Origin of the sequence: Ignavibacterium sp., assembly GCA_032027145.1 — a bacterium.
In the GTDB taxonomy this organism is placed as follows: domain Bacteria; phylum Bacteroidota; class Ignavibacteria; order Ignavibacteriales; family Ignavibacteriaceae; genus IGN3.
Genome location: JAVSMP010000001.1, coordinates 3,468,245 through 3,483,479, shown reverse-complemented (window position 1 = coordinate 3,483,479; position 15,235 = coordinate 3,468,245). Strand labels below are relative to the sequence as shown.

18 protein-coding genes are annotated in these 15,235 nt (G+C 32.5%); 12 read left to right on the top strand and 6 right to left on the bottom strand.

The features are described 5' to 3' along the window. Window positions 1–52 precede the first annotated feature (52 nt). From ROY99_14620 to rlmN, 5 genes are all read right to left on the bottom strand, one after another. On the bottom strand, window positions 53–2,161 hold the full coding sequence (locus ROY99_14620; GenBank protein ID MDT3697615.1) for a hypothetical protein: 2,109 nt from the start codon (window positions 2,159–2,161) through the stop codon (window positions 53–55). A gap of 500 nt (window positions 2,162–2,661) precedes the next feature. Continuing rightward, window positions 2,662–3,030, bottom strand: coding sequence for a nucleotidyltransferase domain-containing protein (locus ROY99_14615; GenBank protein MDT3697614.1), 369 nt, complete (start codon window positions 3,028–3,030; stop codon window positions 2,662–2,664). 61 nt (window positions 3,031–3,091) lie between these two features. Next, window positions 3,092–3,277: a hypothetical protein gene (locus ROY99_14610; GenBank protein ID MDT3697613.1), complete on the bottom strand. Its 186-nt coding sequence runs from the start codon at window positions 3,275–3,277 to the stop codon at window positions 3,092–3,094. A gap of 158 nt (window positions 3,278–3,435) precedes the next feature. Continuing rightward, window positions 3,436–3,996: an RNA methyltransferase gene (locus ROY99_14605; GenBank protein MDT3697612.1), complete on the bottom strand. Its 561-nt coding sequence runs from the start codon at window positions 3,994–3,996 to the stop codon at window positions 3,436–3,438. 1 nt (window position 3,997) lies between these two features. Then, window positions 3,998–5,110, bottom strand: coding sequence for a 23S rRNA (adenine(2503)-C(2))-methyltransferase RlmN (gene rlmN, locus ROY99_14600; GenBank protein MDT3697611.1), 1,113 nt, complete (start codon window positions 5,108–5,110; stop codon window positions 3,998–4,000). A 155-nt stretch (window positions 5,111–5,265) separates the two neighbouring features. On the opposite strand from rlmN, the gene ROY99_14595 reads away from it, so the two are divergent. The 10 genes from ROY99_14595 to trxB all read left to right on the top strand — a co-directional run bounded on the left by ROY99_14595 (window position 5,266) and on the right by trxB (window position 13,520). Beyond that, a complete protein-coding gene (locus ROY99_14595; GenBank protein ID MDT3697610.1) occupies window positions 5,266–6,411 on the top strand; it encodes an acyl-CoA dehydrogenase in 1,146 nt (381 codons plus the stop codon). Next, complete coding sequence (gene yidD / locus ROY99_14590; protein MDT3697609.1) at window positions 6,398–6,865, top strand: membrane protein insertion efficiency factor YidD; 468 nt, start codon at window positions 6,398–6,400, stop codon at window positions 6,863–6,865. Before ROY99_14595 ends, yidD begins: the two co-directional genes overlap by 14 nt. Then, complete coding sequence (locus ROY99_14585; GenBank protein ID MDT3697608.1) at window positions 6,862–7,707, top strand: hypothetical protein; 846 nt, start codon at window positions 6,862–6,864, stop codon at window positions 7,705–7,707. Before yidD ends, ROY99_14585 begins: the two co-directional genes overlap by 4 nt. Further along, window positions 7,691–8,530 carry a hypothetical protein gene (locus ROY99_14580; protein ID MDT3697607.1) on the top strand — a complete coding sequence of 280 codons (840 nt, stop codon included), beginning with the start codon at window positions 7,691–7,693 and terminating at the stop codon, window positions 8,528–8,530. Before ROY99_14585 ends, ROY99_14580 begins: the two co-directional genes overlap by 17 nt. Before the next feature lie 112 nt (window positions 8,531–8,642). Continuing rightward, on the top strand, window positions 8,643–9,251 hold the full coding sequence (locus ROY99_14575; GenBank protein MDT3697606.1) for a LemA family protein: 609 nt from the start codon (window positions 8,643–8,645) through the stop codon (window positions 9,249–9,251). 1 nt (window position 9,252) lies between these two features. Further along, window positions 9,253–9,981: a TPM domain-containing protein gene (locus ROY99_14570; GenBank protein MDT3697605.1), complete on the top strand. Its 729-nt coding sequence runs from the start codon at window positions 9,253–9,255 to the stop codon at window positions 9,979–9,981. A 126-nt stretch (window positions 9,982–10,107) separates the two neighbouring features. Beyond that, window positions 10,108–10,440, top strand: coding sequence for a 4Fe-4S dicluster domain-containing protein (locus ROY99_14565; protein ID MDT3697604.1), 333 nt, complete (start codon window positions 10,108–10,110; stop codon window positions 10,438–10,440). A 101-nt stretch (window positions 10,441–10,541) separates the two neighbouring features. Then, complete coding sequence (locus ROY99_14560; protein ID MDT3697603.1) at window positions 10,542–11,387, top strand: MBL fold metallo-hydrolase; 846 nt, start codon at window positions 10,542–10,544, stop codon at window positions 11,385–11,387. A 162-nt stretch (window positions 11,388–11,549) separates the two neighbouring features. Next, window positions 11,550–12,476, top strand: a complete 927-nt coding sequence (gene queG, locus ROY99_14555; GenBank protein MDT3697602.1) for a tRNA epoxyqueuosine(34) reductase QueG — start codon at window positions 11,550–11,552, stop codon at window positions 12,474–12,476. Between the two features lie 84 nt (window positions 12,477–12,560). Further along, the gene (trxB, locus tag ROY99_14550) at window positions 12,561–13,520 is read left to right on the top strand and encodes a thioredoxin-disulfide reductase (GenBank protein ID MDT3697601.1); all 960 of its coding nucleotides are present in this window, start codon (window positions 12,561–12,563) and stop codon (window positions 13,518–13,520) included. Window positions 13,521–13,617: 97 nt separating this feature from the next. Here the strand turns inward: trxB and ROY99_14545 are convergent, their stop codons facing one another. Then, window positions 13,618–13,968: a DUF6249 domain-containing protein gene (locus ROY99_14545; protein MDT3697600.1), complete on the bottom strand. Its 351-nt coding sequence runs from the start codon at window positions 13,966–13,968 to the stop codon at window positions 13,618–13,620. A gap of 170 nt (window positions 13,969–14,138) precedes the next feature. Here ROY99_14545 and ROY99_14540 point away from each other — a divergent pair, with 170 nt between their 5' ends. Together ROY99_14540 and ROY99_14535 are read left to right on the top strand one after the other, a co-directional pair. Further along, complete coding sequence (locus ROY99_14540; GenBank protein MDT3697599.1) at window positions 14,139–14,711, top strand: sigma-70 family RNA polymerase sigma factor; 573 nt, start codon at window positions 14,139–14,141, stop codon at window positions 14,709–14,711. Further along, window positions 14,708–15,214 carry a hypothetical protein gene (locus ROY99_14535; GenBank protein ID MDT3697598.1) on the top strand — a complete coding sequence of 169 codons (507 nt, stop codon included), beginning with the start codon at window positions 14,708–14,710 and terminating at the stop codon, window positions 15,212–15,214. Before ROY99_14540 ends, ROY99_14535 begins: the two co-directional genes overlap by 4 nt. The last annotated feature ends 21 nt before the right edge of the window (window positions 15,215–15,235 follow it).

Here is a 15,235-nt window from a genome sequence, read left to right as displayed (position 1 = left end):
AGTAAACCTCCGATGTTTTTTAAACCTCGGAGGTTTGGCTATTCTCTTTTTTTTATTCCAACTCTTCCCTCTTCACCCATTTCTCATTTTTATAAAACAGTAGTTTGCTTTTTATCAGATTGCAGTACTCTTTTGTATCTGTGTAAGGCGGTTTTAATACTCCGTGAGCAACAAGTGTATCTCTTTGCACCCTATAACTACTTATGATTACAATATCAATGTCTTTAAAATTGTAATCAATTCGGAAACCAATTGTTGGCTCGGAATTATTTTTAACGTTTGCAAATGTGAAAGCGTACTTGTGACTTTCTTCTTCATCTGAAAAGCCGCCATTCCACGGACTTGGTGTTCTAACTTGATGATATATTTCATAGTCTGTTTTCGGAAACCTGATGTAGGATTTCATATCAGCAACGGGATAATTTCTGATGAGATATTTCTCTGTTGTCGGTCTTACTTTCGTCAGACTATCAATTTCATAAACAAAAAAGACAATATCTTCAAATCCATTGTCGTAACCGAATCCCACAATTTCCGGTTTACTATCAGAATCAATATCTTTAATAAATGCACCCATTATATGTCCCGAAGCCCAGAACGTTCCCGGCTGTCTCCTGCCATCTAAGAGACTGATTCGTGAAATAGCAGAAGAAAAAGAATTTAAATTGTTTGATATCAGGAATAAGCTTTTTTCACCATTAACTGTAAATGTATCGCACAATAAACTACTATATTCTGTATTCAATTCTTCCAGCTCAGAGACGACCTCATCCTTAAAAGAATATTTCCAAATTAAATTACCGGCATAATCATAACATTTAATGTAAGGATCACTTATGTCTTTAGATATTTCTCTGGCAGTTATTACTTCGTTAACTCCATCGGAATTTATATCTACAATCATTGTTAATGATTTTAAATGATTTTCTTGCCTAAGTAAATGTTCCGGGACACCAATATTTTTATCCCAAAGTATTTTACCGCTTTTATTTTTTATATAAATTTTTCTTCCATCAGATGAAAAAAATGATGGATTAGTATCAATGTCTCTTATTACAAAAAAAGAAATAATTGCTGAAAGAATAAGTATTGCAGAAACTGCAGCCCAATTCTTCTTAACAAACTTTCCTGTTCTTACTATTACTTTCTGTTTATTTATATCAACAAGATCACGCCTGTTTATTACATCTGTAAAAGCTTCAACAGAAATTATTTTTAATTTTCTTTTGGGATAATCTTTTTGAAGTTGTGTTAAAGCAAAATAAGCATAAGTTTCTTCGCATTTAGGAATTACAAAGTTTTTAATTTCTGAATAGAATAAAACCTTAACTTTTTGTTTAATTATTTCTTCACCGGTTGTAAGGATTTTACCTTTGTTATCAACTCCGCCTGTAAAAGCTGTTTGTTCTTTTATATTGATAACATAAACAGGATTATAAAATTTTAATAGTTGTTCAAGAAAAGAAACTGTTAATGCAATACCAAGCGAGTTGCCTTCATAAAAACCCAATCTTTTATCAAAACTGATTATGACTTCGTGATGCTTATATAATTTCTTTAAATATTTTTTAGATAAATCAAGAGCAAGTTTCCAGGAAGTATTAACCTGAGTTTCAATTCTTTTTTCAAGATCAGTTTCGCTTGGTACAATTATTAACTTATCGGCATCTGTACTTTTATTAATTCTAATGGTTACAGAATCAAGTATTCCGTAAAATTCAGTTGATGATTCCTTATCAATTAATGGAAAGTAAGCTTTATGTTCATTTGGTGTTGGATTTTCTTCACCTTTAAGAACGTTATTAAGTAAACTTAATTGGGTATTTATTCTATTCTTTTCAAATACAATAGTTGAAAGTTCCGGTGAAAAACAATTAAAATTTTCAAGAGAAGTTAATATTAAAACCAAATGTTCTGTATATGCCGGATCTGTACCGCAGACTTCAAACTTTTTTACAGAAGATAAAAATTCTTCAATAAATTCTTTTAGAAAGGCTTCGCAAATTCTTTCAGATTGAAGATTAAGTATAGAATTAAAATACGCTGTGTATAATTCTACTTTTCTAAAGTGCGAGGTGGCACTTAAAATATTTTCAAACAGCTTAGTTCTTAACTCTTCAAGCTCAATGGGATTTGGTTTTGTATCATTGTCGTTTTTCACAAACAAAACTTTTTTATACAAGAAAATATAATATTGTTTTAGAAATCTGATTCATATAAGAAAGAAATAAATGCAGTAATTTGAATAACAGATCTCTCTTACTATTCTATTAGACCTTCAGTCCACAATTTAAATCTCACGATATTTTTCCATAGAACCTCAATATTTTTTTCATCATATGTTTCACCACTGTATGAACCTATGTTTTTATGTGCAATTATTTTTTCTAACTGTACTATTGCTTATTTGTTTTCATAAGTATTTGTTACTACTCATTAAGTAGAGTTACAGTTTGATTATGATCTTCTCCTGGGCATTTAGCTCCGCCATATCTAATGCTTATAGCATCAGAATAAGCAATTGAAGAATAAATAATCGATACGCCTGAAGCGTTCCATTATTCATATTCTATTGCCACTTCTGCTCCATTATAAAAATTATCTGCCACAATCTTATAGTTTTTTGTCAGAGATTTGTCGATAGTTTTACTTATTGTTTTTCTAACCATTTAATAATTTCTTAATCTGTTCTCCACATAAATATTTACCTCCAGTAATCACATCTGCGATTGGAGGCTTATTACTTTTTGCTCTCTTGACAAAATCTGATTTTGATATATAAAAAGGTGCTAAAGACACGCCAAACTTTTTATATAATTTTATACTCAAAGTTGGAATAATTTCCTCAAAAATTTTTTTAGAAGATGCCATTTTATAAATAATACAAATATCCATATCGCTTTTAATCGTCTCTTGTTTCCGAGCAACACTCCCAAATAGAAAAACACTTATTGAATATTTCTTTAGGGCTTTTGTTATTTCTGCTGATATGCATTCGACAAACTTCTTTTCTGAAGTAAGAATAGGCATGATTACTTCATTAACAAAAAATGATCACAATTGAGTAAGAATAAATGTTCACTTCGATCTCTTATGCGAATAACAACACCGAGTTTTTCAATAAACTTAAAGTAATTAAACAATTTTTTGGGGTCAACCCTGCTAAACGGGCAGCTTCATTTCCAGAGACTCCCATAACATAATTTCTTAATGCCCTCATTACTGCAATATTAGACCAAGTTGAAAATAACTTGTTCAGGACGTCATTAATAATCATAATTCATCCATTCCCTTTTAGATACATATACTTCTTTTTGGAAACAAAAATAATTATATAAATATTAGCTTCAAATATTTCACTTCACTTTCCCTCATTTAGATCTTGAACTATATTTCTTACAAATTGATTTTATTTGATCGATAAAAGATCAATCCTTACACCTTACCATCAAATATTTTTCTTAATTCAAAGATTGCTATTCCGTAGGCAACTGCAACATTAAGTGATTGTTTTATCCCGTACTGAGGAATTTCGATTGAGTAATCACAAAGATTCAAAACTTCTTGAGATACACCTGAAATTTCATTCCCCACAACCAGACACATAGGAAAGTTGTATTGTTCAGTATGATAATAAGGTTTACTGTTTTCGGTAAGTTCCAAAGCACATATCTTCATTCCATTTTCACGAAGATTTTTTATTGCGTCAATAGGATTTTTAATATACTCCCACTTAACACTTTTAGTTGAACCAAGTGCAGTTTTAAGAACATCTTTATTGCCTTCATTAGAATTATCAAAAGGCGGATGCGGAGTGTATCCGCAGAGAATTATTTTTTCAATCATAGCGCCATCAGAAGTGCGGAATATTGAGCCGACATTATATGAGCTTCTGATAGAGTTGAGAAGAACAATTACAGGAAGTTTTTTTACAAGTTCAATGTTTTCGAGAGTGCTTCTGTTTTGTGATATCTCATCGTGCGATAATTTTCGCATACTAATTAGTCTTTTCTTTAGAAAGAGATTCACTAATTGTTTTATTAGCTAACTGTCCACAGGCAGCTGCAATATCATCTCCCTGTGTATAACGAATTGTTACGGTTATATTATTATCACGCAAAGTTTTTACAAACTCATCAATTACAAACTTTTGTGAAGGTTCAAGTTCTTTTGCAAAACCTGTTGGATTCATGTGTGCGATTGAATTAAAAGGAATAACATTAATTTTACAAGGAATTGAATTGCATAATTTTATCAAAGCATTTAGATCATCTGATCTGTCATTCAAATCCTTAAGCATTACATATTCAAATGTAATACGGCTATCTGTTTGTTTTGTATAATATTTTATTGCTTCAAGGTTTTCGGACAAAGAATATTTTTTATTTATCGGCATTATTTTACTTCTGGTTTCTTCAAACATAGAATGTAAAGAAAATGCAAGCTTAGCCTTCAATCCGCTGTCAGCAAGTTCAATAATTTTAGGGGCAATACCTGCTGTTGAAACAGTAATTCTTTTTAAACTGATATCTCTTGTTTTTTCTTCAGCAAAAATCTGAAGTGACTTTAAGGTATTTGAATAATTGAGCAGCGGCTCTCCCATTCCCATATAAACAATATTTGAAATCTTATTTTTGCCGAATTCTTTTGATGCCATCAAAAACTGGTCTATTATTTCTGCCGAACTAAGATTGCGTTTGTAACCCATCAGTCCGGTTGCACAAAACTGGCAGTCGAGCGGGCATCCTGCCTGTGTAGATATACAAAGAGTAATTCTTTTTGGTTCCGGAATTATTACTGATTCAATCAGATGTTCATCAAAAGTTTTAAACAAATATTTTCTTGTTCCGCTTCGGTTTGATGTTTGTGTTGAAACCAAAGTTAGAGAGTTTAACTCGCAGTAATTATTTAGTTTTTTTCTAAGGTAAGTTGGTAGTGTGGTCATTTCGTCAAAACTTTGCGCCATATGCCCATATATCCACTCAAATAACTGCTCTCCTCTAAATTTTTTTTCACCAGCTGCTACAAAAAAATCTTTTAATTCTTTTGGAGTTAGTCCTTTCAGTAAGGTTTTCCTTACCGGACCCTCTGTTTTTAATTCTTCCGTCATAACCTGATCTTCATTGTTTTTCTTGACAAAAATACCAACCAGTTTTTCCCCGAGATTGATACATTTGAATTATTAGTTTATTTTTGGATAAAATAAATACTATTAACAAGCAATTTAAAATTAAATGTTTTATTAAAATTAAAAAAGGATTTGCCATGAATTTCAATCTTACTGAAGAACATCTTATGATCCAGGAATCTGCAAAAGATTTTGCATTAAATGAAATTGCATCCTCTTCAGTTCATAGAGATAAAACTGCTGAGTTTCCGTATGAGATAGTAAAAAAAATGGGTGAACTTGGTTTTATGGGTATGATGGTACCACCTGAATTTGGCGGGGCGGGTCTTGATACTATCAGTTATGTTCTGGCAATGATAGAAATTTCTAAAGTTGATGCAAGCGTTGGTGTGATTATGTCTGTTAATAATTCATTGGTATGCTATGGCTTGGAGAAATATGGGTCAGACTATGTTAAAGAGAAATATCTGATTCCATTAGCCAAAGGTGAAAAGCTTGGAGCTTTTGCTTTATCAGAACCTGAGGCAGGCAGTGATGCAACAAAACAAAAAACAACTGCCGACAGAGAAGGTAATTATTTTGTATTAAATGGGATTAAAAACTGGATAACAAACGGCACTACTGCTGATTATGTTTTAGTTATGGCAACTACAAATAAAGAATTAGGTCATAAAGGTATCTCTACACTTGTTGTTGAAAAAGGAACACCCGGTTTTGAACATGGAGTAAAAGAAGATAAACTCGGTATAAGAAGCTCTGATACTTGTTCATTAACATTCCAGAATTGTAAAGTACCAGCTGAAAATGTGGTTTGGGAAGAAGGAAAAGGTTTTAACTTTGCGATGAATACATTAAATGGCGGCAGAATCGGAATCGCATCACAAGCTGTCGGTATTGCAGAAGCATCGCTTGATGCAGCAGTAAAATATTCTAAAGAAAGAAAAGCATTTGGGCAGACAATCTCAAATTTTCAGGCTATTCAGTTTATGCTCTCTGATATGGCAGTTCGAGTTGATGCTGCCAAACTGCTTACATTAAAAGCAGCCGCAGCAAAGGATGCCGGCAAACCTTATTATAAAGAAGCTGCAATGGCTAAACTTTATGCATCAAAGGTAGCTGTACAAAATGCACTTGATGCAATTCAGATACACGGCGGTTATGGATATGTTCGCGAATATTTGGTTGAAAGATATTTGCGGGATGCAAAGATAACTGAAATTTATGAGGGAACTTCTGAAATTCAAAAGGTTGTAATTGCAAGAGCCTTGCTTGATAATAAATAAAAATAAACTATTACTTCTGGTATTGCTGCTTTTTGTTACTGCACATTCTCAAACCGATTGGGTTAGATGGGAAAAATCTGACCCGGATTATAAAATATCAGCCGAAACAAACGCAAAACAATTTGATTTTTCAATTAACTCTTTTAGTGATCTTGTTTTGAAGCCTGTAATCAACGCATATAGATTTTTCATTTCAGATGTTGATGGGGATAATTGTCCTTTTTATCCAACTTGTTCTGCTTTTCTTTTTGCAGCAGTTAAACAAACAAATATTTTTCAGGGTACATTGATGTTCTTTGATCGGTTTTCAAGAGATACAAACATTTTTGAAAGAGCAGAGCATTATCCGTTTTATGGCAGGCATCATTTTTATGATCCGGTTGATTTGTACACCCTTGATAAAGAGCTTATTAAGATAATTCCCGCCGGAACACAGGTTAAAGAAACCAGATGAAAGTTCTTTTAATCCAGATAATCATTTCAATAACTGCCCTGTCTCAGAATATAAATTTTAATTCGCCAGAAAACATCAAGCTTTTTGCCGATTATCTGTTTTGTGATCATGATTATTTAAGAGCTATTGATGAATATGAAAAGTATTTGAAATTTTCTGATGAAGACACTGTCCGGTTTAAAATTGCTATAGCTTTTTCTGCTATTGATGATCAGACTAATGCAATAAGATATTTCAACAAACTACCAGAAACTTCACGGTTTTATCAATTAAGCAGGATTGAAGAGTTGAAATCATTATTTAAACTGAAATTATTTTCTGAACTAAATTCAAAAGCAAATGAATTATTCTATTTAAAATCCAATTTTTCAAACAGTGTGAAAAAAATTGTTAATCTTTCATATTTACTAAACAATGAATTAATGCCTGCTGAAAAAATATTTTTAGAACCTTTTGATGTTCAGGAAAAATCTATTGTTCAAAACTTTTATTTACGTAAAACAAAACCTGCTTATAAAAGTGAAATTCTGGCTGGAGTTTATTCAACGTTAATCCCTGGTTTGGGAAAAATTTATACAGAAAACTACAGCGATGGAATCACTTCATTTTTACTTACTGGATTATTTTCATATTTGGCTTACACGAATTTTAACAATAATCATCCAATCCGCGCATGGATTTTTACTTTAGCTGGTGCAGGATTTTATGCAGGCAATATATATGGCTCAGTAGCTTCAGCACAGATATTCAATGCGAAAATTAATTTTGATTTTATAAATGATATTTATTCTTTTATTGAAGAAGAAAAGTTTTTTATTCCCGAATATGATTTTTGCAATTAAGAAAATAATATTAGTTGTGATGTTATTAGTCTGCCCGTGTCTGGCACAGAATTCTTTGGAAGAACAATATAATTATGCAAGAAGTTTATTTGAACAGGAAAAATATTTTGATGCGATAACTGAATCCAAAAGACTCTTGTTTTTTGATGAACAAAAGCTTTATGAATTTGATGCTAATATGTTAATAGGATTATCATATAAAGCCGGTGCTAAGTATAATGAAGCATTAAAATATTTTATACTCTCTGAGATTAATTCAAAAAATGACGAACAATTATTTAATGCAAAAATACTATCTGCAAGAACAAATACTTTACGCAGAACCACACAACAATCTGAAAAAATACTAAACTCACTGCTCGCCAGCCCAAAATACTTTAACAAAACGAAAGAAATAAAATATTGGTTAGGGTGGAATTATATTTTTTCAAACGAATGGGAAAGAGCTGCAGAAATATTTTCAGAAGAAAATCTGGATTCTGCTTTAGCTGTTATTTGTAGATCAGTAGTTAATGATTCTTACAATGAAAGCTTTGCAAAATATAGCTCATACGTTATTCCCGGATTTGGTCAGTTTTACACCGGAGAATATTTAAATGGTCTAATTTCTCTTGGATGGAATGTTCTGTTTGGTTATCTGACAATCAACTCTTTTGTTGAAGACAGAATATTTGATGGAATTATCACAGGAAATTTTTTGTGGCTTCGGTTTTACACTGGTAATATAGAAAATGCTGAAAAATTCGCAAAAGAGAAGAATCTTACAATTATTAATAATGCACTTGAACGCTTACAATTTGATTTTTATGGCAGCAAACCCTGATAAAAATAATGTTTTTAACTGTACATTTGTATTAAATTAAGTATTATTTTTTAACTACAAATTAACATAATCTATATTGTTAACTCCAAATAAATTGAAAGAAGGAGGTCCAATGAAAAATAAAGGGATGATGATCGGCTGTGCAATTGGAGGAGTAATTCTTTTAGCACTCGCAATGCTGTTCTTTTGGGGAATGAGTACCTATAACAATATGGTTTCACAAGATCAAGCTGTTATGCAGCAGTGGTCGCAGGTAGAAAACCAATATCAAAGAAGGGCAGACTTGATCCCAAATCTCGTGAACACAGTAAAGGGTTATGCTGATTTTGAAAAAGAAGTATTGACCCAGGTTACTGAAGCCCGCGCAAAAGTTAGCCAGTTTAATATAACTCCGGAAGTATTAAATGATCCGCAGGCTTTTGCAAAATTTCAATCTTTGCAGGGCGAATTGAGCGGAGCTTTATCAAGATTATTGGTTACAGTTGAAAATTATCCTCAACTTAAAGCAAATGAAAACTTTTTACAGCTTCAGGCACAATTAGAAGGAACTGAAAATAGAATTTCTGTTGAGCGTAAGAAATTTAATGAAGTAGTTCAGCAGTACAATACTACAATTAAAAGGTTTCCTGCATCTATGTTAGCAGGGATTTTTGGCTTTGGTGAGAAACAGTACTTTAAAGCGATTCAAGGTGCTGACACACCACCCAAAGTAGAATTCTAAAATGAAATACTTCATTTTTCTGTTTGCTTTTTGTACTGTTTTTGTTTTTGCCCAGCCTGAGATACCGAAACTTAAAATGTGGGCTAATGACTTTACCGGTACTCTAAGTGAAACTGAACTGAATGATCTTAACAATAGATTAAGAGCTTATCAGGACACTACTTCTACTCAAATAGTTGTCTTAGTTATCTCTTCACTTGAGGGCTATCCGATAGAAATGCTTTCGGAAGAAACTGCAACAAACAACAAAATTGGAACAGAAAAAAATAATAATGGGGTTTTGCTTTTAATTGCCAAAGATGATAAAAAATTGCGGATTGAAGTTGGATATGGACTTGAAGGAGCTATTCCGGATGCGATAGCAAGTTCAATTATAAGAAATGAAATCACTCCAGAATTTAAAAGCGGAAATTTCTATCTCGGCATTTCAAATGGAATTGATGCTATTATTAAGGCTATTGGCGGAGAATATCATGCTGATGATTCTAATAACGGATCAGGTGATGAATTTCCAATTATGTTTGTAATCATTTTTTTAATTGTAATCTTTTTAATTGCTCGTAATTCTGGACCGATGTCACCCGGAGGGATTTATCGTACCGGATCAGGATCAAGCGGATGGTCAAGTGGAAGCAGAAGCTGGGGTGGTAGTTCGGGTTGGAGTGGGGGCGGCGGATTTAGCGGCGGCGGTGGTTCTTTTGGTGGAGGCGGCGCTAGCGGAAGTTGGTAAATCTTTGAAATTATGCTTGTTTTTTAAATTTTGCCTTGAAGAAGAGCTTAAGTTTTTATAAATAGCATATAGATTTAGAAATTATATTAGTATTCAAGTTCTGTTAATAAATTAAGGAGAAAATTTATGGCAATAATGATAACTGAAGAATGTATCAATTGTGGCGCTTGCGAACCAGAATGCCCAAATACTGCAATTTATGAAGGCGGAGTTGATTGGGAATTAGCTGGTGTACATTACAGCAAAGATGATGCTGCTCCTTCAGGTGCGACTGGTTTTTATTCAACCGATTTCTTTTATATTGTTCCGGATAAATGTACCGAGTGTAAAGGATTTCACGATGAGCCGCAGTGTGCTGCTGTTTGTCCAGTTGATTGTTGTATCCCTGATCCAAAGCATGTTGAAGATGTTGATACATTATTGAAGAGAAAAGAATATCTTGACAGTATAGGAAGATAAATTTTAGGGTGGGAAATCCACCCTTTATTTTTATTTCATTTCATTACGACCTTTCTAAAATCTTATTTAAATTTACTCTAAATTTCTTCAGGTATTATTCTATGCAAATTGGCAAATATAAACTTAAAACAATTGTTTCTGGTAAGATCGGTTTAGATGGCGGTGCGATGTTTGGAATAATACCTAAACCGCTTTGGGAAAAATCAAATCTTGCCGATGAACAAAACAGAGTTACTCTTGCTACAAGAAATCTTTTGCTTATCAGCAAGGATAAGAAAATCCTGATTGATACTGGTATGGGAAATAAGTGGGATGACAAATCAAAAAATATCTATCGTATTGATCCTGAACTCAGTCTTGAAAAGTCTCTCGAATTAAACAGTATAAGCCCCCTTGATATTACTGATGTAATTTTAACCCATCTGCATTTTGATCATACCGGTGGCTCAACAAAAATTGAAGACGGTAAAATTATCCCTTCTTTTCCAAATGCTAAATATTTTGTTCAAAGGAAAAATTTTGAATGGGGTATGAATCCATCCGACAGGGATAAAGGAAGTTATATCAAAGAAAATTTTGAACCTTTAGCTAATGCGGGAGTTCTGACTTTTATTGATGGTGAACAAGAGTTTGATGATGATATTTCGTTTAAAGTTATTAACGGTCATACAATTAGTCAGCAAATAATAAAAATATCTGATTCATCTAATACACTTCTTTATTGCTGTGATTTAATTCCATTCGTTTCGCAAATCAGAATCCCGTATATAATGGGATATGACATTCAGCCATTAGTAACAGTTGAGGAAAAGAAAAAATATCTTAAGTTAGCTGCTGATGAAAACTGGATGCTATATTTTTGTCACGATCCTGAATTTGCAATTGCAACTGTAAAACATTCTGAAAAGGGAATAGTACAGGATAAAGTATTTAAGGATTTTCAATAGTATTAAAATCAATCAGTTGAAAGAGATTCTTTAGAATTCTTGGTGCAGTCTTTCCTGATTTACGCTGAAAATTAAAATGATAAGATTCTGCAAATAAGTTCAGAATGACAATATGAAATTTCTAAAACATCAAGTACTTAACTGAGCAATTTATTAAACCTTATGCCGCAATTAACTAATCAAATAGTAATAGAAAAAGCAAAACTGCTCGGATTTGATTTGGTTGGATTTGCAAAAGTGAATCTGCTTGAAAGAGAAACTGAAAAACTACAGTTGTGGCTTGATAAAGGATATCAGGCAACTATGGGTTATATGGAAAGAAATTTTCATAAGCGAAAAGATATCAAGGAGATTCTTCCTTCTGCTAAAAGTGTTATTTCACTCGCACTTAATTACTATACTCCATTCAGGCATATCGAAGAAAAGGGAAAGGGAAAAGTCTCGCGTTATGCCTGGGGAAAAGATTATCATTTTATTATGTGGGAAATGCTTGAAAAGCTTGAGAGCGAATTAAAACAAATTGAACCTGAACTTGAAACTAAATCGTATGTTGATACCGGTCCGGTTATGGACAAAGTTTGGGCTGTTAAGTCTGGTTTAGGATGGATGGGGAAGCACACAAATATTATTAATCCAAACAAAGGCAGTTGGTTTTTTATTGCAGAGATTATTACTAATTGGACATTTGATTATTCGGATATAATTACTGATCATTGCGGTACTTGTACTGCGTGTATTGATGCTTGTCCAACTAAAGCGATTGTTCAGGAATATGTTGTTGATGCAAATAAATGTATTTCCTTTCAGACAATTGAAAATAAAGGTGAGATTTTACCTGAGTTGAAGGGAAAATTTGAAAACTGGATTTTTGGTTGTGATATTTGTCAGGATGTTTGTCCATGGAATAATAAATTCTCATTCACAACTTCAATTCAGGATTTTTACCCCAAGAACAAAGAGCTTTCTCTTGATGAAGTATTAAATCTGGATAACAAAGGCTTTAATGAAAGGTTTGCTGAAAGTCCGATTAAACGGACAAAGCTAAAAGGCTTGCAAAGAAATGCTGGATTTCTAAAAGATGCGGACTAATCAACTTGAAACTTCCTCAACTTATCTGAATCTTACCTGAGTGAAAAATAAAAATTTTGTTAATTTGATAATTCTGGAGAAAAAATGTCTGAACAAAGTGGTAAAAAAAATCATTTTAGAGTATTAATAATAGGTTCGGGACCGGCAGGATTAACTTCTGCAATTTATACAGCAAGAGCTGGACTAAATCCTGTGATATTTGAAGGAATGCAGCCTGGCGGACAGTTAACAATTACGACTGAAGTAGAAAATTATCCGGGTTTTGAAAATGGAATTGATGGTCCGGTATTGATGGATGTTATGCGTAAACAAGCTCAAAGATTTGGAGCTCAATCATTTTATAAAGAGATAACAGAAGTTGATTTTTCAAAACGACCATTTAAATTAAAATCTTATGAAGAAGAATACACAGCAGATTCTATAATCATCTCCACCGGAGCATCAGCAAAATTGCTTGGATTAGAAAGTGAATCCAAATATATGGGATATGGTGTTTCTGCTTGTGCAACCTGCGATGGATTTTTCTTTAAAGGTCTGAAAGTAATTGTTGTCGGCGGCGGTGATACAGCTATGGAAGAAGCAAACTTCTTAACAAAATTTGCAAGTGAAGTTACAATCATTCATAGAAGAGATGAATTCAGAGCATCAAAAATTATGTATGAAAGGGCATTAAAGAATCCTAAAATTAAATTCTTAACTAATAAAGTAATTACGGAAGTTTTAGGCAAAGAAGAGGGCGGAAGAAAGAGTATGACTGGTGTGATGTTAAAAGATACTAAAACCGGTTCAGTAACTGAATTTACTGCTGATGGATTGTTTATCGGGATTGGACATCAGCCGAATACAAGTCTATTTAAAAGCATAATTGATATGGACGAAACAGGTTATCTGATAACTAAACCAGGGTCAACTTACACTAATATTGAAGGTGTGTTTGCAGCCGGTGATGTTGCTGATAAAACATATCGTCAGGCTGTTACTGCTGCAGGTACAGGTTGTATGGCTGCTTTGGATGCAGAGCGCTGGCTTGAAGCACAGGAATAATAATAAATTATTTTTAAGAGGATTATCTCAAGAATAATTTTATCTGTCATCTCTCAATAAACTAATGATGATAATCTTGAGATAATCCCTTTTTGTTTTATGTGTCTTTGTTTTTCATTTTGTTAGCGATAATGTTAGCTAATACAAATCCAACACCGGTGCTAACAATAAGAAACAGTGGAATCCAGTATTCTTTGCTGCTCCAATCTTGAAGCATCATTCCGATACCTAATCCTAAACCAAAGAAGATGGAGATAATGCCGATCTTCATCAATCCAAGCCCATCTCTTTTCTTTTCCAGAAATTTTTTTATTTCCTCGCCAGAAAGACCTTTTTCAATTAGCAGCTGTTTTTCTTTTGATTCCAGATAAAAAGCAACAATGATTACTATCCCAACAACTAATGTTATTATTATCGGAATAAATACTGCAATAACTTCGGAAGCCATAATTTTCTCCTTTTTTAATCCTTAATGAAAGATATGTTTATAAATCTTAATTTGTTTTCTATTACATTTGACTTGACAAAAACATTTTAGGTTACAATTGAATTGAATCAAGGCTGACATTATAATTGAGCATCTAATTTGTAACCTTTCTTAAAACGGATTAGTCTATAATGATAGTGAAAGATCTTTCAGATATAGAAATTATTGAATCAGTATTAAAGGGAAATACTGCGGATTATACTGTCATAGTAGATCGTTATAAGAACAAATCTTTTACGATGCTTAAGAGAATGTTAAAGAATGAATTTGATGCAGAAGAAGTTTTAATGGATTGTTTTATGAAAGCTTATAATAATCTTGGTTCTTTTAAATTTGAATCGAAATTTTCTACGTGGTTTTATCGAATAGTTTATAACACTGCATTGACTAAATTGTCAAGTATAAAACGAAAAGTTGAAAATGAAATGCAGACAATTGATAATCTGGACTATCTGGAAAGTAAATACAGCGCAGATGATTATAATAAAATAGAGCTTTCAGAAATAATAAATAAAATTATAAATGAATTACCAGCTAAAAATGCTGCTGTAATATCAATGTTTTATTTAGAGGAAATGAGCAGTGAAGAAATCAGTCAGGTTTTAAATATTTCGGTGCCAAATGTTAAAGTGATACTGCATCGTTCACGCAATCTGTTAAAAGACATAATTCAAAAAAGGAATTTAAAAAAGGAATTATTATGAGCAACATTAGCGATGAGATGCTGAATAAGTATATTGATAATGAGCTTAGTGCTGAGGAAGTTAGAATAATAAATGATGCGATTAAAAATATTCCGGAATTGAAATCAAGATACCTCGCTCTTGTAAATGCAGACAAAATTTTGCACAAAATGAATTTAGAATCAGTTACTCCGGATTTTTCAAAATCAGTTCTGCAAAAGATTCAACGCAGAAAAGTGTTAGCAAAACAACAGAAATATTTTTTATTTATCGTCCTTTCCTTTTTGGGAATTATTGTACTTGGAACTGTTGTTTACATATTCTATCAAATCATATCCTCTTCAGCACCTGAGTCAAGTCGGGTAGTTACCACTTATTCTAAAGGTTTAGGTAATTATATTTCAGATTTGTTCGGAAAGAAAAACATTACAATCTTCGGTTCAGTTTTATCTTTTGTAATGTTGGTATCTGCTTATTTTTTTTACGAATATCAAAAGAAATCAAAAAATAATTTTACTCACTGATTCACTATGTACTCCTTTCTC

What these genes read in the sequence shown, in the direction of transcription:
- ROY99_14585 (MDT3697608.1), top strand. Translation starts at nt 6,862, where the DNA reads ATGAAAGTTCTTTTAATCCAGATAATCATTTCAATAACTGCCCTGTCT.
- ROY99_14545 (MDT3697600.1), bottom strand. Translation starts at nt 13,968, where the DNA reads ATGGCTTCCGAAGTTATTGCAGTATTTATTCCGATAATAATAACATTA.
- ROY99_14560 (MDT3697603.1), top strand. Translation starts at nt 10,542, where the DNA reads ATGCAAATTGGCAAATATAAACTTAAAACAATTGTTTCTGGTAAGATC.
- ROY99_14570 (MDT3697605.1), top strand. Translation starts at nt 9,253, where the DNA reads ATGAAATACTTCATTTTTCTGTTTGCTTTTTGTACTGTTTTTGTTTTT.
- ROY99_14605 (MDT3697612.1), bottom strand. Translation starts at nt 3,996, where the DNA reads ATGCGAAAATTATCGCACGATGAGATATCACAAAACAGAAGCACTCTC.
- trxB (MDT3697601.1), top strand. Translation starts at nt 12,561, where the DNA reads ATGTCTGAACAAAGTGGTAAAAAAAATCATTTTAGAGTATTAATAATA.
- ROY99_14565 (MDT3697604.1), top strand. Translation starts at nt 10,108, where the DNA reads ATGGCAATAATGATAACTGAAGAATGTATCAATTGTGGCGCTTGCGAA.
- ROY99_14540 (MDT3697599.1), top strand. Translation starts at nt 14,139, where the DNA reads ATGATAGTGAAAGATCTTTCAGATATAGAAATTATTGAATCAGTATTA.
- ROY99_14610 (MDT3697613.1), bottom strand. Translation starts at nt 3,277, where the DNA reads ATGATTATTAATGACGTCCTGAACAAGTTATTTTCAACTTGGTCTAAT.
- ROY99_14580 (MDT3697607.1), top strand. Translation starts at nt 7,691, where the DNA reads ATGATTTTTGCAATTAAGAAAATAATATTAGTTGTGATGTTATTAGTC.
- rlmN (MDT3697611.1), bottom strand. Translation starts at nt 5,110, where the DNA reads ATGACGGAAGAATTAAAAACAGAGGGTCCGGTAAGGAAAACCTTACTG.
- ROY99_14535 (MDT3697598.1), top strand. Translation starts at nt 14,708, where the DNA reads ATGAGCAACATTAGCGATGAGATGCTGAATAAGTATATTGATAATGAG.
- queG (MDT3697602.1), top strand. Translation starts at nt 11,550, where the DNA reads ATGCCGCAATTAACTAATCAAATAGTAATAGAAAAAGCAAAACTGCTC.
- ROY99_14615 (MDT3697614.1), bottom strand. Translation starts at nt 3,030, where the DNA reads ATGCCTATTCTTACTTCAGAAAAGAAGTTTGTCGAATGCATATCAGCA.
- ROY99_14595 (MDT3697610.1), top strand. Translation starts at nt 5,266, where the DNA reads ATGAATTTCAATCTTACTGAAGAACATCTTATGATCCAGGAATCTGCA.
- ROY99_14575 (MDT3697606.1), top strand. Translation starts at nt 8,643, where the DNA reads ATGAAAAATAAAGGGATGATGATCGGCTGTGCAATTGGAGGAGTAATT.